Here is a 21,131-nt window from a genome sequence, read left to right as displayed (position 1 = left end):
ACAAAACCCCCTTTAGAAAATCAAAAAAAACACCCGAGGCTTGTATGACCACCCCCGCCGAGCAACTGGAGCAACGGCTGAAGCAACAGAAAATCACCGAAGTCGAATGCGTGGTGAGTGACCTCACCGGCATCGCCCGCGGCAAGATTTCCCCCACCAACAAGTTCCTCGGCGAAGGGGGCATGCGACTCCCCGAAAGTGTCCTGCTGCAGACCGTCACCGGCGATTTCGTCGACGACGACATCTACTACGACCTGCTCGACGAAGCGGACATCGACATGGTCTGCAAGCCCGACCCGGACGCCATCTACCTGGTGCCCTGGGCGCTGGAGCCGACCGCGATGGTCATCCACGACACCTTCGACAAGGTCGGCAATCCCATCGAGCTGTCCCCGCGCAACGTCCTCAAGCGCGTGCTCAAACTCTATGCCGACAAGGGCTGGAGCCCGGTCGTGGCGCCGGAGATGGAGTTCTACCTGACCAAGCGCAGTAGCGACCCGGACTTCCCGCTGGAAGCCCCCGTGGGCCGTTCGGGCCGCCCGGAAAGCGGCCGCCAGAGCTTCTCCATCGATGCCGCCAACGAATTCGACCCGCTGTTCGAAGACGTCTACGACTGGTGCGAACTGCAAGGCCTGGACCTGGACACGCTGATCCACGAAGACGGCCCGGCGCAGATGGAAATCAACTTCCGTCACGGCGACGCGCTGAGCCTCGCCGACCAGATCATCGTGTTCAAGCGCACCATGCGCGAAGCCGCGCTCAAGCATGACGTCAGCGCCACCTTCATGGCCAAGCCGATCACCGACGAGCCCGGCAGCGCCATGCACATCCACCAGAGCGTGCTGGACATCGCCACCGGCAAGAACATCTTCGCCGCCGAAGACGGCTCCATGAGCCAGCTGTTCCTCCACTACATCGGCGGTCTGCAGAAGTACATCCCGAAAGTGCTGCCGATGTTCGCGCCCAACGTGAACTCCTTCCGCCGCTTCCTGCCGGACACCTCCGCGCCGGTGAACGTCGAATGGGGCGAAGAGAACCGCACCGTGGGCCTGCGTGTCCCCGCCGCGCCGCCGATCGCCATGCGCGTGGAAAACCGCCTGCCGGGCGCCGACGCCAACCCGTACCTGGCGCTGGCCGCCAGCCTGCTCTGTGGCTACCTGGGCATGATCGAGCAGATCAACCCCAGCGCCGCCGTCCAGGGCCGCGCCTACGAGCGCCGCAACCTGCGCCTGCCGATCACCATCGAGGACGCGCTGCAGCAGATGGAAGACTGCGACGTACTCAAGGAATTCCTCGGCGAGAAGTTCGTACAGGGCTACGTCGCGGTGAAGCGCACCGAGCACGAGAACTTCAAGCGGGTGATCAGCTCGTGGGAACGCGAGTTCCTGCTGCTGAGCGTCTGATCCTCATCCCTGACTTCACAACAACAATTCGGGAGTCCCCATGAGACTGCTGCGCACCCTTGCGCCCTTCGCCCTGGCAGCCCTTGCCTCGGCCGCACATGCTGCACCGACGGTCAGCATCTACAACTGGACCGACTACATCGCTCCGGACACCCTCGCCGGCTTCCAGAAGACCACCGGGATCAAACCGGTCTACGACGTCTTCGACTCCAACGAGACCCTGGAAGGCAAGCTGCTGGCGGGCCGTTCCGGCTACGACGTGGTGGTGCCGTCGAACCACTTCCTGACCCGTCAGGTGCAGGCTGGCGTGTTCCTCGAACTTGACCGCAGCCAATTGCCGAACTGGAAGCACCTGGACCCGGTACTGCTCAAGCTGCTGGAACAGAACGACCCGGGCAACAAGCACTCGGTGCCCTACCTGTGGGGCACCAACGGCATCGGCTACAACGTGGCCAAGGTCAAGCAGGTGCTGGGCGTCGACAAGATCGATTCCTGGTCGGTGCTGTTCGAGCCGGAGAACATCAAGAAGCTCCAGGCGTGCGGCGTGGCGTTCATGGACTCGCCCGACGAGATGATCCCCTCGGTGCTCAACTACCTGGGCCTGGACCCCAACAGCACCAACCCGGCGGACTATCCCAAGGCCGAGGCGAAGCTGGTGGCGGTACGTCCGTACGTCACCTACTTCCACTCGTCCAAGTACATCTCGGACCTGGCCAACGGCAACATCTGTGTGGCCTTCGGCTACTCCGGCGACGTGTTCCAGGCCGCTGCCCGCGCCAAGGAAGCCAAGAACGGCATCGAGATCGCCTACAGCATTCCCAAGGAAGGCGCGAACCTGTGGTTCGACCTGATGGCGATCCCCTCGGATGCCGGCCATCCGGAGCAGGCCCTGGCGTTCATCAACTACGTCCTCGATCCGAAGGTGATCGCCGGCATCAGCGAGTACGTCGGCTACCCCAGCGCCAACGCTGACGCCAAGACCCTGCTGCCCGAGGAAATGCAGAACAACCCCGAGGTCTACCCGAGCCAGGCCGTGCTCGACAAGCTGTACATCGCCAAGGCGCCGCCGCCCAAGATCATGCGCCTGATGACCCGCAGCTGGAGCAAGATCAAGTTCAACCAATGAAACGAGAAAGCGCCATGAAGCACACCGAGGAGCACGCCGCGTCCTATTACGCCGCGACCGCCCGCGACCGGCAGCAGTACCCTACCCTGACCGGGGATGTGCGGGCGGACGTCTGCGTGATCGGCGGTGGCTTCACCGGCGTGAACGCAGCCCTGGAGCTGGCCCGGCGCGGCCACTCCGTGGTGCTGCTGGAGGCCCGGCGTATCGGCTGGGGCGCCAGCGGGCGCAATGGCGGGCAGCTGATCCGTGGCATCGGCCACGACGTCAGCGGCTTCGCCAGGTACGTCGGCGAGGAAGGCGTGCGCTACCTCGAGCAGGCGGGTGTCGATTCGGTGGCCCTGGTCGCCGAACGCATCCGTGAGCTGGATATCGAGTGCGACTTGCGCTGGGGCTTCTGCGAGCTGGCCAACACCCCGGCGCAATACGCCGCGATGGTCCGCGAGCAGGACTCCCTGAGCACTTCGGACTACCCCCACGAGACCCGGCTGGTACCACCGGAGCGCATGCGCGAAGTGGTCGCCAGCAACTGCTACGCGGGTGGGCACATCGACATGGGCTCGGGCCACCTGCACCCACTCGACCTGGTGAAGGGAGAGGCCCGCGCGGCCAAGGCCTTCGGCGCGCAGATCTTCGAACAGAGCCCGGTGCTGCGCATCGAGCACGGAGCCACGGCTGTGGTGCATTGCGCCCAGGGCCGAGTGCTGGCGAACACCCTGGTGCTCGGCTGCAACGCGCACCTGGAAGAGCTGGAACCCAAGCTCACCGGCAAAGTGCTGCCCGCCGGCAGCTACGTGGTGGCCACTGAGCCGCTGTCGGAGGAAGTCGCGGCGCAGCTGATCCCGCAGAACATGGCGCTATGTGACCAGAAGGTGGGACTGGACTACTACCGCCTGACGGCCGACCGTCGCCTGCTGTTCGGCGGCGCCTGCCATTACTCGGGACGCGACCCGGCAGACATCGGCGCCTACATGCGGCCGAAGGTGCTCAAGGTGTTCCCGCAGCTGGAGCAGGTGAAGCTCGACTACCAGTGGGGCGGCATGATCGGCATCACCGCCAATCGTTTCCCGCAGGTCGGCCGGCTCAAGAGCCATCCGAACGTGTACTTCGCCCAGGGCTATTCCGGCCACGGGCTGAACGTCACGCACTGGTCGGCCAAGCTGCTCGCCGAAGCCATCCACCAGGGTGAGAGCAAGGGGCTGGACCTGTTCAGCGCCGTGCCGCACCTGACCTTCCCCGGCGGCAAGCTGTTGCGCTCACCGCTGCTGGCGCTGGGCATGGCGTGGTATCGGGTGCGCGAGCTGATCGGCTGAAGACGATGCTCTTGCAGGATGACTGGGGCGCAGCGTACCCATCCTAAGGCTCCACGCCAATTGCACCTCTGCAGCCCCGCAGGGCGCATAACCCGGACCGGGTTATCCGCCCTGCGGGGCTACACGGAAGCTCCGAGTTCCATTGCAGGAGCAGGCCATGGCCGCGATCCGCGGACAACGTCCGCGCCTATGACGACCTTCGATACTAGGCCCGGCCGCCCTGCTTCGCCGTGGTCTTCGGATACTCGCCGAACAGCGCGAAATACGACTGGGAAAATCTCCCCAGGTGCCAGAACGACCACTTCATCGCCACCTCGGCCACGGTCATGCCGGACTCGGCGGCAGCCAGCAGGTCACGTCGCGCCGCGTTCAGGCGTCGGTTGCGCAACCAGACGATGGGCGGGATGCCGGCATAATGCAGGAACGACTGCTGCAGCGTGCGCGGCGAAACACCCACCTTTGCAGCTAGATCAGCCATGCCGAACTGCTCGTCGGGGCAGTCGCTCACCACCTCCTTGACCCGCTGCACCACGCGCTTGGCCTGGACGATGGAGCGCGCCCGGCGTTCGCCATCCAGCGGCGCTTCGCACAGCAGCGAGAAACAGTGGGAGACGATGCTCTGCGCCACGCCCGGCGCATCCATCGGGTCGCCGCCGGCCGTGGCGCCGGTCAGCAGGTTGCTCAGCGAAGTCGCCACCGACTGGCAGTGGCCCGAGCGCAACGGCGTCAGTACCAGGTCGGCGAAAGCATCGGCCGGCTGGCCCCAGTTCGCCGATTCCTTGATCACTACCGCCACCTCGCGGTAGTTCTCCGGCGTGACCCAGGCGTTGCGGGTCTCCCCGTCGAGCAGGTAGAGCGCGTTGTCGGACATGTCGAAGCTGAACACCAGGGCGCCGGGCGGGGCGTGGAACTCCTGCTCGACGCGCAGGTTCATCTGCTCTTCAAAGAGCTCGATCCCCTCGACTTCGGCGTGCAGGATGCGCCCGGCGAATCGCCCGGCGGACATCTGCGTGTACTGCTGTTCCCAACCAGGAATGGCTATGCGCTGCTGATCTACTTCTTGTGCTTCGACAACCCGGATCGCCATACCCAGCCCTGCTGGTTTTTTCAGATGCGAAAGGCTACCAACCGGGGCGAGCCTCATGCAAGTCAAACGCAGCTGCCATCGGCTCTGGCGCCGCTTACGGCAACTCCGTTCGTCGCCTATAGTGAGCCCCATCCGCCCGTTTCCCGAGTGAAGGATCACCCGCCATGCACCCGCTCATCCTGCCCATGGCCACCCACGTGGCGTGGGCCGCACTCCTCTACGCGCTGCTGACCGTTGCCCGCGCTCCGAAGATCTGGGGTATTGGCCAACGCGCGGACGGCAGTAATCCCTGGGCCGATGTCGAACCGCGCATCAGCGCCAACCTGTCCAACCAGTTCGAATGGCCGCTGTTCTTCTACGCCGCCTGCCTGCTGCTGATCCAGCAGCGGCTAGACCTGGCCGCAGCGACCTGGCTCGCCTGGCTGTTCATCGCCGGCCGCGTGGCGCACAGCGGCGTGCAGATACTCACCCGCAACATCCGGCTGCGCGGGCTGGTGTTCACCGTCAACTTTCTCGCCGTGCTCGGCTTGTGGGTGGTGGTCGTTCTGTCGCCCTCGGGCAGGCCCGCTGCCTGAGCGGCGGCTAGAGCAAGGGACTGCGCCGGCGTGTGGTGGCGATCAGCTCGGTGGCCCGCGCACGCAACTGGCCGCAGCCGCCATCGACATCCTGCCCGGCGCTGTTGCGCACCTTGGTCAGCACGCCACGGCTGTGCAGGTAGCGGACGATCTCGACGATGCGCTCAGCGTCCGGGCGCTGGTACTGGTCGCCTTCCAGCGCATTGAAGGGGATCAGGTTGAGCACGCCGAACTTGCCCTTGAGCAGCCGCAGGATGCCGTCGAGCTCTTCCTGGCTGTCGTTGACGCCCTTGAGCAGCGTCCACTGGTACTGGATCGGATAGTTCGTGGCGCGCGCGTAGGCCTCGCCCTGCTCCACCAGCTCCTCGGGCGTCAGCTTCGGCGCACGCGGCAGCAGATGCTCGCGCAGCACGGCATTGCTGGTGTGCAGTGATAGTGCCAGGGCCGGCTTGATCCGCTGCTGCGGCAGGCGCTCGAAGACGCGCGGGTCGCCGACGGTGGAGAACACCAGGTTCTTGTGGCCGATGCCACCGTCGGTGCCGAGACGGTCGATGGCTTCGAGCACATTGTCGAGGTTGTGCGCCGGCTCTCCCATGCCCATGAATACCACCTTCTTCACCGACCGTACGCGCCGCGCCAGGACCAGCTGGGCGACGATCTCGGTGGTGGAAAGCTGGCGCAGCAGGCCGCTCTTGCCGGTCATGCAGAAGCGGCAGCCTACGGCGCAGCCGACCTGGGTGGACACGCACACGCCGCCGCGCGGCAATAACACGCTCTCCACCATCTGCCCATCGGCCAGGCGCACCAGCAGGCGCTCGGAGTTGTCACCACCGGGATGGCGCGAGTGGAGGGTCGCCAGGGCGTCCAGTTCGGCGGCGACCTGCGCCACACCGTTGCGCACGCTCAGCGGCAGGAAGTCCTCGGTGGCCTGCCGCTTGGTGCCGGCGTCCAGCGGCCGGCCCTGCAGCCAGGCACGCAGCATCCGCGCACGGTGCAGGGGCAGCGCGCCAAGGTCGGCGAGGCGTTGGTCGAGGTCGTGGATTCGCATGGGGCGCGAATCCTACCACCGCCATGCTCAGCGGCGTAGCGCTACCGGTCTGGCTGGAGACCTGGCCGCGGCGATGCTAGGGTCAGCCCATTGCACTGCCCAGGAAGTCGTCATGCACCGGACCGCCCCGCTCGTACTCAGCCTCACCTCCCTGCTCATCGCCAGTCTCGCTCAGGCTGCCCCACCGGACTTCGATGCCAAGGTGAACAAGCTCGCCCAGCAGGTCATGCGCGAGCAGAACATCGCCGGCCTCGCCATCGGCATCACCGATCACGGCGAGCAGCGCTTCTACAACTTCGGCGTGGCGTCGAAGGAGAACAAGCAACCGGTGAGCAACGACACGCTGTTCGAGATCGGTTCCGTGAGCAAGACCTTCACTGCCACCCTCGCCGGTTTCGCCCAGGCCGCGGGCAAGCTCAAGCTGCAGGACAGCCCGACACGCTACCTGAAGGAACTGCGCGGCAGTGCGCTGGACAAGGTGACGCTGATCCAGCTCGCCACCCACACTGCCGGCGGCTTCCCGCTGCAACTGCCCGACGAGGTGAAGACGCCCCAGCAGCTCACCGACTACTACAGGAACTGGCAGCCGCAGTACCCCGCCGGCACCCAGCGCAGCTACGCCAACCCCAGCATCGCCCTGCTCGGCATCGTCACCGCGCGGTCGCTCGACGTGCCATTCAAGACCGCGATGCAGCGCAACGTCTTCGCGCCGCTGGGCCTGAGCAATACCCATATCGACGTGCCAGTGACCCGCCAGGCCATCTACGCCCAGGGCTACGACAAGGATGATGCTCCGGTGCGGGTGAACCCTGACCAGATCGCCGACGAGGCCTACGGAGTGAAGTCCAGCAGCCGCGACCTGCTGCGCTTCGTCCAGGTGCAGCTGGGCGAGGTGAAGCTCGGCGACAAGTTGCGGGCGGCGGTGGATGCCACTCGTACCGGCTACTACCAGGTCGGCCCGATGACCCAAGACCTGATCTGGGAGCAGTACGCCTACCCGCCCAAGCTCGCCGAACTGCAGCAGTACAACGGCAGCAGCATGGTGCTGCAAAGCCAGCCGGTAACGGCGCTGCGCAAACCGTTGCCGCCGCAGCAGGACGTCTGGGTAAACAAGACCGGCGCCACCGGTGGATTCGGCGCCTACGTGGCTTTCGTCCCGTCGAAGCAGCGCGGCATCGTCATCCTCGCCAACCGCAACTACCCCAACGAGGTGCGGGTGAAGCTGGCCTGGGACATTCTCTCGAAACTCAACTGACCCAGGGCAATACCAGCGCCCGTGCAGGACCGGCGGGGGCTCCCATCGATAACGGTGATGTTCTGAATCAAAATGCCGGTAATGCTCCCTGGCGGCTGAACCTGTAGCGTGCTTCCCTGACGCATTCCGCCACTGAGGATCAGTGCCTTGCCCCGCCTCCCACTGCACCGCGCGCCCATCGACGACTACAGCCACTCGCCGCATTACATCGCCGGGAGATTCCGCAACCTCAAGGCACGCCCGGCCGACATGCCCGAACCGAGCGCCAAGGTGCTCTGGGATGTGCTGTTCAACAAACCGAAGAACACCGTGCCGCGCGCCCCGGTGCCGGTGCGCGCGCTGAGCCGTGAAGAGCTGGAGCAGGCGCCCGACCGCAGCCTGTACCGCCTCGGCCACTCCACCCTGCTGCTCAAGCTGCGCGGCGGCTGGTGGCTGACCGACCCGGTGTTCTCCGAACGCGCCTCGCCGTTCAGCTTTGCCGGGCCCAAACGCTTCCACGCGCCGCCGATTGCCCTGCAGGACCTGCCGCCGATCCGCGGCGTGATCCTCTCCCACGATCACTACGACCACCTCGACCGCGCGACCATCGCCGTGCTGGCCGAGCGCGCAGAAGTCTTCCTCACCCCGCTGGGCGTGGGCGATCGCCTGCTGGACTGGGGCGTGCCGGCGGAAAGGATCCGCCAGCTGGACTGGTGGCAGAGCACCACGGTGGACGGCCTGTGCCTGACCGCCACCCCGGCGCAGCATTTCTCCGGCCGTGGCGTGCGCGACGGCAACCGCACCCTGTGGTGCTCCTGGGTGATCGAGGACGACAGCCTGCGCGTCTTCTTCAGCGGCGATACCGGCTACTTCGACGGCTTCGCCGAGATCGGCCGGCGCTTCGGCCACTTCGACCTGACGCTGATGGAAACCGGCGCCTACAACGAACACTGGCCCTACGTGCACATGCACCCGCAGCAGACCGTGCAGGCGCATCAGGACCTCAACGGCCGCTGGCTGCTGCCGATCCACAACGGCACCTTCGACCTGGCCATGCACGCCTGGTACGAGCCCTTCGAGCGCGTGCTGGAAATCGCCGGCGAGCGCGGGCTGGCAGTTACCACCCCGATGATGGGCGAGCGCATCGACATCGAAGCGCCGCACCAGGGCGAGCGCTGGTGGCGCGGTGTGGTGGCCGAGGAAGCCCGCGCACCGGCGCCGCGCTGCGGCTGCCGCACCGCCCGCGAGAGCTGAGCCTGAAGCTGAGCCTGGGCTTTTGTAGATCCAGAGTTCAATCGCTGGCCAGCTCGAACAGCTGCCAGCGCACCGAGCTGACGCCCTTCTCCAGGCTGATGCGGCTGACCATCCGTTCCAGCTGGCCGGTGGCGCCGTGGCCACCGAGCAGCTCGGCGCGCACTTCCAGTTTCGCCGGATTGGTCTGGTCCTCGCTGTGCAGCGACTGCAGGCGCAGCTCGCTACTGTCCAGGCTGTGCAGCATCAGGCTGCGTACCTGGATCTCGTCTTCGGCGCGGCAGATGATGGCGACGCCATAACGCTGCTCCGCCTCGCTGGCCGGCAGCACGTCCTGGTGGTTGATGCGCTGGGCGATGTCACGCAGCAGGATGTTGGCGCAGAGCACCACCACGCTGCCCAGCGCAGCTTCCAGCAACAGGCCCATGCTGCACAGCACGCCGATGGCAGCGGTGCACCAGAGCGTGGCGGCAGTGTTCAGGCCACGCACGTTGAGGCCATCGCGCATGATCACGCCGCCACCGAGGAAGCCGATTCCGGACACCACGTACGCAGCGATACGCGGCGCATCGGCGGATAGCCCCGGCATGGCCTGGGTCATCAGCACGAACAGGCAGGCACCGGTGCTGACCAGCGCGTTGGTGCGCAGGCCGGTGAGGCGCTGGCGCAGTTGGCGTTCGGCGCCGATCAGGGCGCCCAGAATGAGTGCCGCTGCGACCCGCAGCAGGAAGATTTTCCAATCCATGTTCCACCTCGTTTGCGGCGCAGGGCCGCTCCATGCGCCGGGCGATGCCGGCGCGCATTCGGGTGATGGATTGCGAGGGAGCGAAGGGCCGGACCGGCCCCGCAGGGGAATGGTGCGACGTCATCCCGTGGCGGGATGCGTAGCGCCACTGTCCGCAACGCAGCGAGACAGTGGCAGGGTTCTGCCGGACGGCTCGCTGTTCAGGCCTGTCGCAATCGACCAGGGCAAGTGTCCAAGGCAGGACTCCTCTGTGGATTCAAAAAAAGCGGCCGGCCCCGGTGTGAGCACTGCCCGGGACAGCTACCGGCCGCGAGTCGCCATCATCGCCGAGCTGCCTTAAGGTTTCCTTAGCGGCCCTCACGAAGCACCTTCACGCCAGCGCGCCGGGGTGGTGCCGACCTGCGTCTTGAACAGGCGGACGAAGAAACTGACGTTCTCGTAGCCGACCTCGGCGGCGATTTCGCGCACCGACAGCTGGGTCGCCAGCAGCAACTTCTTCGCCTTGTCGATGCGCACCTGCTGCAGATAGAGATTCGGTGGCAGCTTCGTCGCTTCGCTGAAACGGCGCTTGAAGGTGCGCTCGCTGACCCCGGCCTGGCGCGCCATCCGCTCGATGGTCAGCGGTTCGGCGTGGTGGCTTTCGATCCAGTCCTGTACCCGCAGCACAGCATCGTCGCAATGGTTGCGATGGCCCGGCAGGATCGGTCCGAGGCGGTGTGGATCGGCGACCAGCAGATGGGTGGCGCAGAGCTGGGCGAAGCGGTCACCGCAATCGCGGGCGAGAATATCCAGCAACGCATCGAAGCAACCATTGAGCGAACCGGTGCTGTAGAGCCCCCCCTCCTGCAAGAAGGATTCGCGCGCCACGAAGCGGCACGCCGGATAGCGCTTGCCCAGTTGCCGGACAAAGGCCCAATGCGTGGCGAGCAGGCCGCCATCGAGACGCCCGCTGGCTGCCAGCCAGGCAGCGCCCGTGGTCAACGCCAGCACCCGCGCGCCAGCGTCGATGCGCTGGCCCAGCCACGCCAGCACCCGCACATCTGCCTCGAAGCCGGCCAGACGCGGCCCTTCGATGGCCGGCAGGACGATCAGCGAGGCGGCCTCGACATCCTCAAGCGCAGCCTCCGCCGTAATGACGTGACCACCTGCCGCGCACACCGGCGCGCCATCAACAGAGACCACGCGCACCGAGAAGGACGGCTCCACGCCCAGGTGCTGCTCCAGCAAAGCTGCAATGCGGAAAAAGTCCGCCGCCGAAAACAACCCCATCGCCCAACAGCCGTCATAGGCCAGAATCGCCACCTGTTTCAAATACCCTCCTGGCCCGATCGGACTATGAACACGCCCGTCTGAACATCGCCTCGGGCACCTGGCGGGAATACTATGACCGAACCCACAGCGAGTCAGTACAGGAGAGTCTCATGTCGTTGCCCGTCATCACCCGGGAGCACTGGATCAGCAGCGAGAAGGGCCAGCTGTTCGCTCAGGACTGGACGCCCGCCGAAACCGACGGTGAGCCGATCCTGCTGCTGCACGACTCGCTGGGCTGCGTGACGTTGTGGCGCGATTTCCCGGAGCAGCTCGCGCGCAGCACCGGTCGCCAGGTGATCGCCTACGACCGCCTCGGGTTCGGCCGCTCCAAGCGCTATCCCGGCGGCCTGCCGCTGGACTTCATCGACGACGAGGCGCGCAGTTTCTTCCCCCTGCTGCAACAGCACTTCGGCTTCGAACGTTGCGTGGTGTTTGGCCACAGCGTCGGTGGCGCCATGGCGGTGGCCTGTGCGGCACAGCATCCGCAGTCGTGCGCGGCGCTGATCACCGAGTCAGCCCAGGCTTTCGTCGAGCACCAGACCCGCGACGGCATCCGCGCCGCCGAGGTGGAGTTCGCCCGCGAAGGGCAACTGGAGCGCCTGCAGAAGTACCACGGCGACAAAGCCTTCTGGGTCCTGCGCGCCTGGGTCGATACCTGGCTGTCCGACGATTTCAGCGACTGGAACCTGGATGCGGAACTGGCGCAGGTGAGGTGCCCGATTCTCAGCCTGCATGGTGAGCAGGACGAGTACGGCTCGGCCGCGCACCCGGAGCGTTTCACCTCGGTCCCCGGCGTACCGACGATGCTCAGGCTGCTGCCCGATTGCGGCCACGTTCCGCACCGCGAGCAACAGCCGGCGGTACTGCAGGCGGTAGACGAATTCCTTCAGCGTTATGTGCCCTAGGCCCCGCCACTCGTGGGCTACGGCGGCTACCGTCTGGCTGGAAAGTTGAATCTAATTCCGCGCAGCCCAGTCACAACGACCAGGCGCAGTCGCCTCGCCACTTCGAGACGTAGGGAGGCGGCCTGAAGGGCGTCGTTGCGCGACTGCTTCGCAGGATTCGCACAACGACCTGACTGATTTCGCTGCGCAGGTAGGTTCGAGCATGTGCCGCCTTCTTCCATTGTTGCTGCTCACTCTGTGGGCGCCCTCTTCCTTCGCCACCTCCATCGGCACCTCCACCGACGAGAAAGCCCAGGCCGCGGTGAACAAGGCCGAAGTGCTGGAACAGCAGGTCGCCCACCCGGCGACGGCAGTAACCAGCCCGGCGCCCATCAGCAAATCCGAGGTCAAGGCGCTGGACCCGGCCGGCAAGGCGCCGCTGGACGACGCCATCACCTGCCTGTCGCGGACCATCTACTGGGAAGCCAAGGGCGGCGGCAAGGCGGACATGGAGGCAGTGGCCAATGTGGTGCTCAACCGCATGGGCCATGGGGGCTTCCCCGACACCGTGTGCGGCGTGGTCAAGCAGGGGCAGGCGCAGAAGCACTGCCAGTTCTCCTGGTGGTGCGACGGCCGATCCGACCAGGTGGAAGAGAAGAACCGCTACGACATCGCCAAGGAAATTGCCCGCCGGGCCCTGAACCAGCAGCTCAGCGACCGTACGCGCGGCGCCATGTACTTCCACGACCGTCACGCCTCGCCTGGCTGGGCGAAGGAATACATCCGCACGGCAGAGACCGACGAGTTCATCTTCTACAAGCCGCGCGGCGGGGATGCGCGCTAGGGTGCTTCAGGTTAGCTGACGACGCTGGAACCGTCGCGCTGGCCGTCCATCCAGCGCACCAGGGCCTCGCCGAACTCCGGTGGAGCCTTGCGCCCGACGCGGCGCGCGAGGTCGAGCACGGTGTGCTGGGCGAGGGCTTCTTCCATGCGTTTCTGCGCGGTGAGCATGACCGCGTGGATCGAGCAGGTGCCGCAGGTCGCCCATTCCGGGGGCGAGCCTTCGAACACGGCGCAGCGCCCACGGATGTCGCGGCACTCGAAGATCTGCTTGTCGCCGTCGATGGCCTTGACGATATCCAGTACGGTGATTTCGTCTGCCGGCCGCGCCAGGCGGAAGCCGCCGCGCACGCCTTCGGTGGCCGCCACCAGACCGGCCTTGGCCAGCTTGGTGAAGACCTTGGCAAGCAGCTCCTGGGGCACGCCCTGCAGTTCCGCCAGCGCCCGCACGCTGGAGTCGCGGCTGTCGCCCTTCTCGTCTGTCAAATAGAGCAGGCAATGAATGCCGTACTCCACGCCTGCACTGTACAAAGCCATCACAAACTCCGACTAACTCAGTCGCACTATTCTCAAGCCCTGCTGGGCATCCGGCAAGCACTTAAGCATGCATCCTGACGAGCTGTCATCTGCGGCACGCGGGCTATCGGCTCCTTTTCCTGTTCGCCAGATAAACAGAAGCAACGCCTTTTTCCCGCCCCGACCGTGACGAACGGTCGGAGTTTGCAGCAGAAATCGGTTGCGTCGCCTAACTACGACAAATATAGTCGTAGTTATCCGAGGCGCGCCGGGAAGCGAACCGCTCCGATATCAGGCACTCGGGAACCCAACAACCTGGATTCATCCTTTTCGTCGGAGAGCACCATGAAACAACGCATCCTGATCGTCGGCACCGGTTTCGCGGGCATGTGGAGCGCCCTGAGCGCCACCCGTCTGCTCGACCTGCACCAGCGCGGCGACGTCGAAGTCGCGGTCCTCGCACCCCAGGCCGAACTGCGCATCCGCCCGCGCTTCTACGAGCCGAACGTACACCAGATGGCCGCGCCGCTGGGCGACCTGTTCGGCGCCGTGGGCGTGACCTTCATCCAGGGCAGCGCCGAGCAGATCGATGTCGACGGCCGCCAGCTGGATTACCGCAACGCCAGCGGCGAAATCGCCACCCTGGGCTTCGACCGCCTGATCCTCGCCAGCGGCAGCAAGGTGGCCCGCCCCGCCCTGCCGGGCATCGAGCACGCCTTCGACGTGGACGAGATCGACCAGGCCGTGCGCCTCGAAACGCACATCCGCGCGCTGCACCAGCTGCCGGAGTCCGAAGCGCGCAACACCGTAGTCGTCGCCGGCGGCGGCTTCACCGGTATCGAAACCGCCACCGAAATGCCGGCTCGCCTGCGTGAAGTGCTCGGCGCGGACGCCAAGGTACGGGTGATCGTGGTCGACCGTGGCACCGAGATCGGCGGCGCACTGGGCGTCACCTCGCAGTCCGTGGTGGCCGAGGCTTCCGCCGAGCTGGGCGTGGAGTGGCGCCTGAAGGCTTCGGTGGAATCCATCGACGAGAACGGCGTGACCCTCTCCAGCGGCGAGCGCATCGAGGCGAAGACCGTGATCTGGACCGCCGGCGTTCGCGCCAGCTCGCTGACCGAGCAGGTTTCCGGCGAGCGTGACCGGCAGGGCCGCCTGCACGTGGACCGCAACCTTCAGGTGATCGGCCAGGACGCGGTATTCGCCACTGGCGATACGGCCTACGCTGCCACCGACGATGTCGGCAACTATGCGCTGATGACCTGCCAGCACGCCATTGCCCTGGGCCGCTCGGCCGGCAACAACGCCGCCGCCGACCTGCTGGGCGTAGCCCCCATCCCCTACAGCCAGCCCAAGTACGTAACCTGCCTGGACCTGGGAGCCTGGGGCGCGCTGTTCACCGAGGGCTGGGACCGCCAGGTGCGTTTCCAGCGCGAGGAAGGCAAGAAGATCAAGACCGAGATCAACACCGTGTGGATCTACCCGCCGGCCGCCGATCGCGCCACTGCACTGGCAGCGGCCGACCCGATGATCCCTGTCGTAGCCTGATGCGTTGAACAGAGCCCCGGTCGGCGCGAGCCTTCCGGGGCTTTTTCTTTGGCACTTTCTGGCGGTACCCGCTGGCACCATACCTGCCGGTAACTCTGCGTAGGATGGGTGGAGCGTAGCGGTACCCATCGTCAGGGTTGCCCGTCATGCCAGCAGCATGGGTATCGCTGCGCTCCACGCCATCCTACTTGTGCCTTCCTGATGCCTTGCGACGAACGCTGCGCCGCTGCCGGCGCTCCTATTGGCTGGGCCGGGTGCGTGGCGCACAGAGGGACTCGACCATCCGCGCCAGCGTCCCGATCACCTCCTCGCGCCCCAGCAGCGGCTGCGCCTCGCTCAGGTAGCGCGCGGTGGTGTACTGCACGGAGTTGATAATCACGAACAGCACGGCCGGCAGGTTGTCGATGCGGTAGTCGTCGAAGTGGCGCATCAGGTACTGCCGGCACACCTCCATCATCTGCTGCTCCAGGGTCTGGAACACCGGCGCGGAATTGAGCCGGTGCCAGTGCCGCAGCAGCTCGCGCTGCGCCGCATCGCCCTCGACCTGCTCGAAGATGCCCTCCAGCACAGCGCGGGTGACGCTGCCGATGTCTGCACCCAATAACGGCGTGACGCGCTCGTGCACCACCTTCATCAAGGTCCCGGCGCGCTGCATCAGCAGGGCCTCGACGATCATCTCCTTGTTGGCGAAGTACTGGTAAAGCGAGCCGACGCTTACCCCGGCGCGACGTGCCACGTGGTTGGTGGTCAGGCCGTCGAGGCCGCGCTCGCCGATTTCCAGCGCCGCCGCCTCGACCAGCACCGCCACCATGTCACTGGCGCGCTGCTGCGTGGGTTGCTTCCTCATGCCTCTCTCCTGGTGCGAGCCGGATGCGAGTTGAATGCGAGCAAATACTCGCAATAGCGTAATTCGAGGAATCCGCCCGGCCACCCAACCAAGGTATGAATCGATGAGCGCAACCGCCCTGCCCACCCGCCACGGCGCCGACCTGCAGCGCGCCCGCCGCACTGCCGCGCCGGTACGGCGCTTCCTCAAGGGTCCGAGTGAACCGGATACCGCGACCTGGCAGGCCATCGGTGAGTCCCTCACGGTGGGCGATGCACCCATGGATACACTGGTGGAGTGGATGTTCGACGTCGGCCTTGGCAGTGGCATGCGCCTTTACGAGCAGGCGCTGAACCAGGGTATCGCCGCTATCCCCGGCGCACCCGAGCCGCTGAAGACCTTCTTCGCCCAGGTCAACGCGCTGCCCGCCTGGGTCGACCTGCAACGCCTCGATGAAGGTGCAGGTGCCTGTGGTCTGTCGGGGCTCACCGGCATGCGCGTACTCCGCGACCTGGGCCTGCTGGCCGGCTACCAGGCTTCCGGAATCAACCGCACCCTCGTGCTCACCGGCGCGCTGGAGAAAGGGCCGCAGCGGCGCATCGCCGAAACCACCAAATGGTGGATCGACTGCACCCGTCCCGGCGGCATGGCGCAGGGCGCGGCGGGTTATCGCAGCACGCTGCACGTGCGGCTGGTGCACGCCCTGGTGCGCCGGCGGGTTTCACGGCTGGAAGCCTGGGACTTCGCCCACTACGGCCTGCCGGTCAATCAGGGCGACATGCACGCGACCTACCTGGCCTTCTCGGCGATCTTCCTGATCGGTCAGCGCATGCTGGGGGTGGCCCTGAGCCGGAGCGACCGCGAAGCGATCATCCATCTCTGGCGCTACATCGCCTGGCTGATGGGCGTCGAGGAGCGCTGGCTGTGCGCCAGCGAGAACGACGCGATCCGCGCGCTCTACCACAACCTGCTGTCCCAGGCGCCGCCAGACGACAGCAGCCGTATTCTCGGCTCGGCGCTGGTGGATGAACCGCTGCAGCGCCACTACGCCAACTTCGCCTGGCTGCGCGGGCGGCTGAACCGGGCCATCCACCTGAGCATCGCCGGCACCTTCATCGACGCCCAAGGCCGGCGCGCCCTCGGCCTGCCCGGCGGCAGCCTGCCGTGGTACCCGCTGCTGAGCGCGCCGCCACGTTTGCTCTTCCACTGCCTGCTGCGCGCACTGCCCGGTGGCCGCGGCTGGCTGGTGCGCCACGGGCTGCAAAGCCAGGAGGATTATCTGCGCACCCTGTTCGGCGGGGCGGATCCCCGGCTGATCTCGCCCACGCACCTGGCAGTGGAGGACGTCCGCCACTGAATCTGGCCATGTGAAAAAAACGGCACTCGAAGCGCCAATGCGCGATCCATACACGCAAGAACCTTCGAGGAGCCGCCATGGGTACACCGTCGGAACTGCCTGAGCTACCGCCCGACCTGCACTACGTCGACGACAGCCTGCCGGGTATCAGCCGGCGCCGGCTGCGCGGGCGCTTCGCCTATTTCGACCCGGGTGGCGAACGCATCCGCGTGGAGGCGGAAATCCAGCGCATCGACCAGCTCGCCATTCCGCCTGCATATATCGATGTGTGGATCTGCATCGACCCGCTTGGCCACCTGCAGGCCACCGGGCGCGACGTGCGCGGGCGCAAGCAATATCGCTACCACCCGCGCTGGACCGAGGTGCGAGACAGCGCCAAGTACGAACGCCTGCTGCGCTTCGGCGAGTGCCTGCCAGCCCTGCGCCGGCGCATCGAGCAAGATCTGGCGCAGCCGGGCCTGGGCTCGGAGAAGGTCATGGCGACCGTGGTCGCGCTGCTCGATCGCACACTGATCCGCATCGGCAACCAGCGCTACCGCAAGGAGAACCGCTCCTTCGGCCTCACAACCCTGAACAACCGCCATGTCGACGTGCAGGGCACCCGCATCCACTTCGCCTTTCGCGGCAAGAGCGGCGTCAAGCACAGCGTGGACATCGAGCACCCGCGCCTGGCGTGCATCCTCCGGCGCTGCCTGGAGCTGCCCGGCCAGCAACTGTTCCAGTACCTGGACGAAGAGCGGCAGCGGCATATGATCGACTCCCGCGACATCAACGCCTACCTGCGTGAGCACGCTGGCGAAGGGTTCACCACCAAGGACTACCGAACCTGGGCGGGCACCGCCCTGGCCCTGGAGTACTGCCGCAAGACCCGCTGGGAGGACGAGAAAAGCGCCAACCGCCAGCTCAAGGAGATCATCCAGCGGGTCGCCGACGAGTTGGGCAATACCCCGGCAATCTGCCGCAAATGCTACGTGCATCCGCTGGTGGTCGAAGCCTTCCTCGCTGGCGAACTGGCCGGCCTGCGCAAGCAGCGCAAGCGGCAGAACCTGAGCGCCGAAGAGGCCACCCTCCTGGCATTTCTCTCGCGCACGCCGTCCTGAGCGTTCGCCAGAAGGAAGCGCACGAGGGCAATGACAGCAAGATTGTTCAAGCCAGCACAATCGTTTCTCTGCCACGCTGAAAGCACTTACCTGCCTGCAAGAAACGTTCATGTCCCAAGATCAGCTTCCCTCACGCGCCTTCCTCAGGGGCGCCATCGACATCATGCCGCTGTCGCTCGCGGTCCTGCCCTGGGGCCTGCTGGCCGGCTCCCTGGCCATCGACGCCGGCCTCTCGCCACTGCACGGCCAGGGCCTGTCGGCCATCGTTTTCGCCGGCGCCGCGCAACTGGTGGCCATCGGCATGCTCAAGGGCGGCGCCGGATTCTTCTCGATCATGATCACCACCCTGCTGCTGACCTCGCAGCACCTGCTCTACGGGATGACCATGCGCCCGGTGATTGCCCCGCTGCCGGGGCGCTGGCGCGCCGGGCTGGGCTTCCTGCTCACAGACGAACTGTTCGCCCTCACCAGCGGCCATGACCGCGAAACCTTCAACCGCTGGTACGCCCTGGGCGTGGGCCTGACGTTCTACATCGCCTGGAACCTCTTCACCCTCGCCGGCGTGCTGGTGGGCACCAGCATTCCCGGCCTCGAGCACCTGGGGCTGGACTTCTCCATTGCCGCCACCTTCGTTGCCCTGATCGTGCCGGTGGTGAAGAACATCCCGACCGTGGTCTGTGTCGCCGTCTCGCTGTTCTGCTCGGTGCTGCTCAGCTACTGGCAGGTCGGTTCGGCGCTGGTGCTTTCCGGCCTGGCGGGGATGTTCGCCGGCTTCCTCTGCCAGAAATTCTCGGGGGTGCGCGCATGATGGCCTGGGCAGTGATCTTCGGCATGGGCCTGATCGTGTTCTTCAACCGCTACGTGTTCCTTGAGCCGCGCCTGCCGATCCGCCTGAGCAGCAACGTGCGGCAGTTCCTCGGCTTCGCCGTGCCGGGGATGCTCACGGCGATCTGCGGACCGATCGTGTTCCTTCCCGAACACCAGTTGAACCTGCGCGTGGACAACCCCTACCTGCTCGGCGCCATCGTCGCCGTGGCCCTGGTGCTGTGGACGCGCAACGTGCTGCTGAGCGTGCTCCTCAGCATGGGGGCGTTCTACCTGCTGCGCTGGTGGCTGTGACGGGCGCCGGGCTTCAGCCCGCCTCGCCCCGCCCGTAGTACGCCAGCACCAGTCGCACCAGCGCTTCCTCGATGCCCTCGCGCCGCCTCGGCGCCAGGGCAGCGGGATCCTCCAGCAGGGCGCGCAGCACGCCACCGACAGCGTGGGCGAGCACGAACACCTCGGGCTCGTCGAGCTTGCGCAGCTGCTGGTCATGGCCGATCAGGCCATGGGTCACCAGGTGGGTCATGATGCTGCCGCGCAGCGCCGGCAGCGGGCTGCCACCGCCGCGGGTCATCAGGTAGTGCATCAGCGCCTTGTGCGCGCCGGTGCGCCCGCCGTAGGCGCTGACGGCCGCGTGGATCACCGCGCGGATGCGCTCGCCGGGCGTTTCCGGCGGGCGAGCGGACAGCGCGCCCATGATCCCGGTGGCCAGCGCCGCCAGTTCGCGTCGGGCCAATTCGTCGAGGATGCGTTCCTTGTTGGGGAAGTACTGGTAGAGCGAACCGACGCTCACCCCGGCCAGTTCGGCCACGTGGTTGGTGGTGAACCCCTCCAGGCCATGACGCTCGAGGATGCGCCGGGACGCCTCCAATATGAGTTCGACCTTCTCCAGTGCCCGCGCCTGCCTCGGCAAGCGACGGCTATCTGACTGATTTTCCGCAGTTTTTCGTGTCACCTGGGGCCACCGGGAAAGCGAGTACAGCAAGCGCCGCATCCTTCCTATCATGGCAGCCACAACGAAGCCGGCAAGGCGAGCGGATGAACCGCAGCGGCCGGCCCGGGAGATCCCGCCATGAGCCACAAGAGCCACACCGCGCAACTGGACGACGACATCTGCGTGCACATCTTCGCCGCGTCCGGCGCCATGGTCGGCGTGTGTCTGACGGTAGTCGGCATCCTGCGCATCATCGTCGGCCAGCACCGGGTCGACATGATCGGCCAGGACATGCTCGCGCTGAACACGGTGATCTACCTGGCCACCACCCTCGCTGCCTATTTCGGCCTGCGCACCCGCAAGCTGCAGCGCAACCATCGCCTGGAGCGCCTCGCCGACACCCTGTTCCTGGTCGGCTTGAGCATCACTACCCTGACGACCGCCTTCATCGCCTGCGCAATGTCCTGCTGTTGAGCCCGCGATTGAATTTCCCTACCGGTATGTAGAAATATATACGGCGATAAGGTTGTCGCTCAGAGAGAAGAAGAATGAATACCGCCGTGTACGCCAAGGAAGCCGTCGGCGCGAATTACGCGCTGGAATCGATGCAATACGCCCAGGCCCGCACCTGGGAAGCCGTAGACGCCATCGCCGCCGCGATCGTCCCCGGTATGACCGAACTGGAAGCCGTCGCCATCGGCAAGCAGGTGCTCGCCGACCTGGGCATGGAGCGCATCTGGCACCCGCTGCTGATCCGCTTTGGCGCCAATACCCTGAAGACCTTCAAGCAGCGCTCCGAGGGCAACCCGGTGCTGGGTGAGAACGACATCTTCTTCATCGACATGGGCGTGGTCTGGCGCGGCCATGAAGGCGACGCCGGCGCCACCTTCGTCACCGGCGACGATCCACAGATGACAGCCTGCGCGGCGGCGGCAAAGACGCTGTTCCAGCGCGTCGAGGCGCGCTGGCGCGAGACCGGCTGCAGCGGCGTCGAGCTCTACGACTTCGCCCACCAGCAGGCCGAGACCATGGGCTGGAAGCTCAACCTGGACATCAAGGGTCACCGCGTCAGCGACTTCCCCCACGCCATCTACCGCGCCGGCGACCTGGGCGACTACGCCGAGCATCCCCACGGTGGCCTGTGGATCCTGGAAATCCAGATCGCCCACCCGAGCAAGGCCTACGGCGCCTTCTACGAAGACCTGCTGGCCTGA

Annotated in this window: 22 protein-coding genes; 15 read left to right on the top strand and 7 right to left on the bottom strand. The window is 66.1% G+C overall.

Annotated features, from left to right (window positions below; translation table 11 throughout):
• The first annotated feature begins 44 nt into the window (after positions 1 to 44).
• From IB275_RS14035 to IB275_RS14025, 3 genes are read left to right on the top strand one after another with little or no spacing between them, the layout of a single operon-like run.
• Positions 45 to 1,403, top strand: coding sequence for a glutamine synthetase family protein (locus IB275_RS14035; RefSeq protein ID WP_192295636.1), 1,359 nt, complete (start codon positions 45 to 47; stop codon positions 1,401 to 1,403).
• Between the two features lie 40 nt (positions 1,404 to 1,443).
• Positions 1,444 to 2,529: a polyamine ABC transporter substrate-binding protein gene (locus IB275_RS14030; protein WP_081516963.1), complete on the top strand. Its 1,086-nt coding sequence runs from the start codon at positions 1,444 to 1,446 to the stop codon at positions 2,527 to 2,529.
• Between the two features lie 14 nt (positions 2,530 to 2,543).
• Complete coding sequence (locus IB275_RS14025; protein ID WP_192295635.1) at positions 2,544 to 3,839, top strand: NAD(P)/FAD-dependent oxidoreductase; 1,296 nt, start codon at positions 2,544 to 2,546, stop codon at positions 3,837 to 3,839.
• A gap of 205 nt (positions 3,840 to 4,044) precedes the next feature.
• Here IB275_RS14025 and IB275_RS14020 read toward each other — a convergent pair whose 3' ends face one another.
• The gene (locus IB275_RS14020) at positions 4,045 to 4,845 is read right to left on the bottom strand and encodes a helix-turn-helix domain-containing protein (protein WP_225601952.1); all 801 of its coding nucleotides are present in this window, start codon (positions 4,843 to 4,845) and stop codon (positions 4,045 to 4,047) included.
• Between the two features lie 245 nt (positions 4,846 to 5,090).
• On the opposite strand from IB275_RS14020, the gene IB275_RS14015 reads away from it, so the two are divergent.
• Positions 5,091 to 5,501 carry an MAPEG family protein gene (locus IB275_RS14015; RefSeq protein ID WP_192295633.1) on the top strand — a complete coding sequence of 137 codons (411 nt, stop codon included), beginning with the start codon at positions 5,091 to 5,093 and terminating at the stop codon, positions 5,499 to 5,501.
• Between the two features lie 7 nt (positions 5,502 to 5,508).
• On the opposite strand, the gene IB275_RS14010 is transcribed toward IB275_RS14015, so the two are convergent.
• On the bottom strand, positions 5,509 to 6,549 hold the full coding sequence (locus IB275_RS14010) for an RNA methyltransferase (RefSeq protein WP_192295632.1): 1,041 nt from the start codon (positions 6,547 to 6,549) through the stop codon (positions 5,509 to 5,511).
• Positions 6,550 to 6,661: 112 nt separating this feature from the next.
• Here IB275_RS14010 and ampC point away from each other — a divergent pair, with 112 nt between their 5' ends.
• Both ampC and IB275_RS14000 read left to right on the top strand, forming a co-directional pair.
• Entirely contained in the window at positions 6,662 to 7,804 is a 1,143-nt protein-coding gene (gene ampC, locus IB275_RS14005) for a class C beta-lactamase (protein WP_192295631.1), read from the top strand.
• A gap of 147 nt (positions 7,805 to 7,951) precedes the next feature.
• A complete protein-coding gene (locus IB275_RS14000; protein ID WP_192295630.1) occupies positions 7,952 to 9,037 on the top strand; it encodes an MBL fold metallo-hydrolase in 1,086 nt (361 codons plus the stop codon).
• 37 nt (positions 9,038 to 9,074) lie between these two features.
• On the opposite strand, the gene IB275_RS13995 is transcribed toward IB275_RS14000, so the two are convergent.
• Both IB275_RS13995 and IB275_RS13990 read right to left on the bottom strand, forming a co-directional pair.
• Positions 9,075 to 9,779 carry an MgtC/SapB family protein gene (locus IB275_RS13995; RefSeq protein ID WP_192295629.1) on the bottom strand — a complete coding sequence of 235 codons (705 nt, stop codon included), beginning with the start codon at positions 9,777 to 9,779 and terminating at the stop codon, positions 9,075 to 9,077.
• A 357-nt stretch (positions 9,780 to 10,136) separates the two neighbouring features.
• Positions 10,137 to 11,081, bottom strand: coding sequence for a GlxA family transcriptional regulator (locus tag IB275_RS13990; protein WP_318652568.1), 945 nt, complete (start codon positions 11,079 to 11,081; stop codon positions 10,137 to 10,139).
• Positions 11,082 to 11,200: 119 nt separating this feature from the next.
• Here IB275_RS13990 and IB275_RS13985 point away from each other — a divergent pair, with 119 nt between their 5' ends.
• Together IB275_RS13985 and IB275_RS13980 are read left to right on the top strand one after the other, a co-directional pair.
• Positions 11,201 to 11,995, top strand: coding sequence for an alpha/beta fold hydrolase (locus tag IB275_RS13985; protein WP_192295627.1), 795 nt, complete (start codon positions 11,201 to 11,203; stop codon positions 11,993 to 11,995).
• A 202-nt stretch (positions 11,996 to 12,197) separates the two neighbouring features.
• Positions 12,198 to 12,818: a cell wall hydrolase gene (locus tag IB275_RS13980; protein WP_192295626.1), complete on the top strand. Its 621-nt coding sequence runs from the start codon at positions 12,198 to 12,200 to the stop codon at positions 12,816 to 12,818.
• 11 nt (positions 12,819 to 12,829) lie between these two features.
• On the opposite strand, the gene IB275_RS13975 is transcribed toward IB275_RS13980, so the two are convergent.
• Positions 12,830 to 13,351 (bottom strand): RrF2 family transcriptional regulator, encoded by a 522-nt coding sequence (locus IB275_RS13975; RefSeq protein WP_192295625.1) that lies wholly within the window; start codon positions 13,349 to 13,351, stop codon positions 12,830 to 12,832.
• 324 nt (positions 13,352 to 13,675) lie between these two features.
• Here IB275_RS13975 and IB275_RS13970 point away from each other — a divergent pair, with 324 nt between their 5' ends.
• The gene (locus IB275_RS13970; protein WP_192295624.1) at positions 13,676 to 14,878 is read left to right on the top strand and encodes an NAD(P)/FAD-dependent oxidoreductase; all 1,203 of its coding nucleotides are present in this window, start codon (positions 13,676 to 13,678) and stop codon (positions 14,876 to 14,878) included.
• A 238-nt stretch (positions 14,879 to 15,116) separates the two neighbouring features.
• Here the strand turns inward: IB275_RS13970 and IB275_RS13965 are convergent, their stop codons facing one another.
• Entirely contained in the window at positions 15,117 to 15,725 is a 609-nt protein-coding gene (locus IB275_RS13965; protein ID WP_192295623.1) for a TetR/AcrR family transcriptional regulator, read from the bottom strand.
• A gap of 103 nt (positions 15,726 to 15,828) precedes the next feature.
• Here IB275_RS13965 and IB275_RS13960 point away from each other — a divergent pair, with 103 nt between their 5' ends.
• The 4 genes from IB275_RS13960 to IB275_RS13945 all read left to right on the top strand — a co-directional run bounded on the left by IB275_RS13960 (position 15,829) and on the right by IB275_RS13945 (position 19,280).
• Positions 15,829 to 17,061, top strand: a complete 1,233-nt coding sequence (locus IB275_RS13960) for an oxygenase MpaB family protein (RefSeq protein WP_192295622.1) — start codon at positions 15,829 to 15,831, stop codon at positions 17,059 to 17,061.
• A gap of 77 nt (positions 17,062 to 17,138) precedes the next feature.
• Positions 17,139 to 18,161, top strand: coding sequence for a DNA topoisomerase IB (locus IB275_RS13955; RefSeq protein WP_192295621.1), 1,023 nt, complete (start codon positions 17,139 to 17,141; stop codon positions 18,159 to 18,161).
• A 109-nt stretch (positions 18,162 to 18,270) separates the two neighbouring features.
• Positions 18,271 to 18,969: an AzlC family ABC transporter permease gene (locus tag IB275_RS13950; protein ID WP_192295620.1), complete on the top strand. Its 699-nt coding sequence runs from the start codon at positions 18,271 to 18,273 to the stop codon at positions 18,967 to 18,969.
• Positions 18,966 to 19,280, top strand: coding sequence for an AzlD domain-containing protein (locus IB275_RS13945; RefSeq protein ID WP_045214509.1), 315 nt, complete (start codon positions 18,966 to 18,968; stop codon positions 19,278 to 19,280). The genes IB275_RS13950 and IB275_RS13945 overlap by 4 nt, the downstream gene beginning before the upstream one ends.
• Positions 19,281 to 19,293: 13 nt before the next feature.
• Here IB275_RS13945 and IB275_RS13940 read toward each other — a convergent pair whose 3' ends face one another.
• Positions 19,294 to 19,854, bottom strand: a complete 561-nt coding sequence (locus IB275_RS13940) for a TetR/AcrR family transcriptional regulator (protein WP_225607869.1) — start codon at positions 19,852 to 19,854, stop codon at positions 19,294 to 19,296.
• 201 nt (positions 19,855 to 20,055) lie between these two features.
• Here IB275_RS13940 and IB275_RS13935 point away from each other — a divergent pair, with 201 nt between their 5' ends.
• Both IB275_RS13935 and IB275_RS13930 read left to right on the top strand, forming a co-directional pair.
• Positions 20,056 to 20,391, top strand: coding sequence for a hypothetical protein (locus IB275_RS13935; protein ID WP_192295618.1), 336 nt, complete (start codon positions 20,056 to 20,058; stop codon positions 20,389 to 20,391).
• A gap of 74 nt (positions 20,392 to 20,465) precedes the next feature.
• Positions 20,466 to 21,131 carry a M24 family metallopeptidase gene (locus IB275_RS13930; RefSeq protein ID WP_192295617.1) on the top strand — a complete coding sequence of 222 codons (666 nt, stop codon included), beginning with the start codon at positions 20,466 to 20,468 and terminating at the stop codon, positions 21,129 to 21,131.

Origin of the sequence: Pseudomonas sp. PDM21 (genome assembly GCF_014852505.2) — a bacterium.
Taxonomy (GTDB): Bacteria; Pseudomonadota; Gammaproteobacteria; order Pseudomonadales; family Pseudomonadaceae; genus Pseudomonas.
This window is presented reverse-complemented; position numbering and strand designations above follow the sequence as displayed.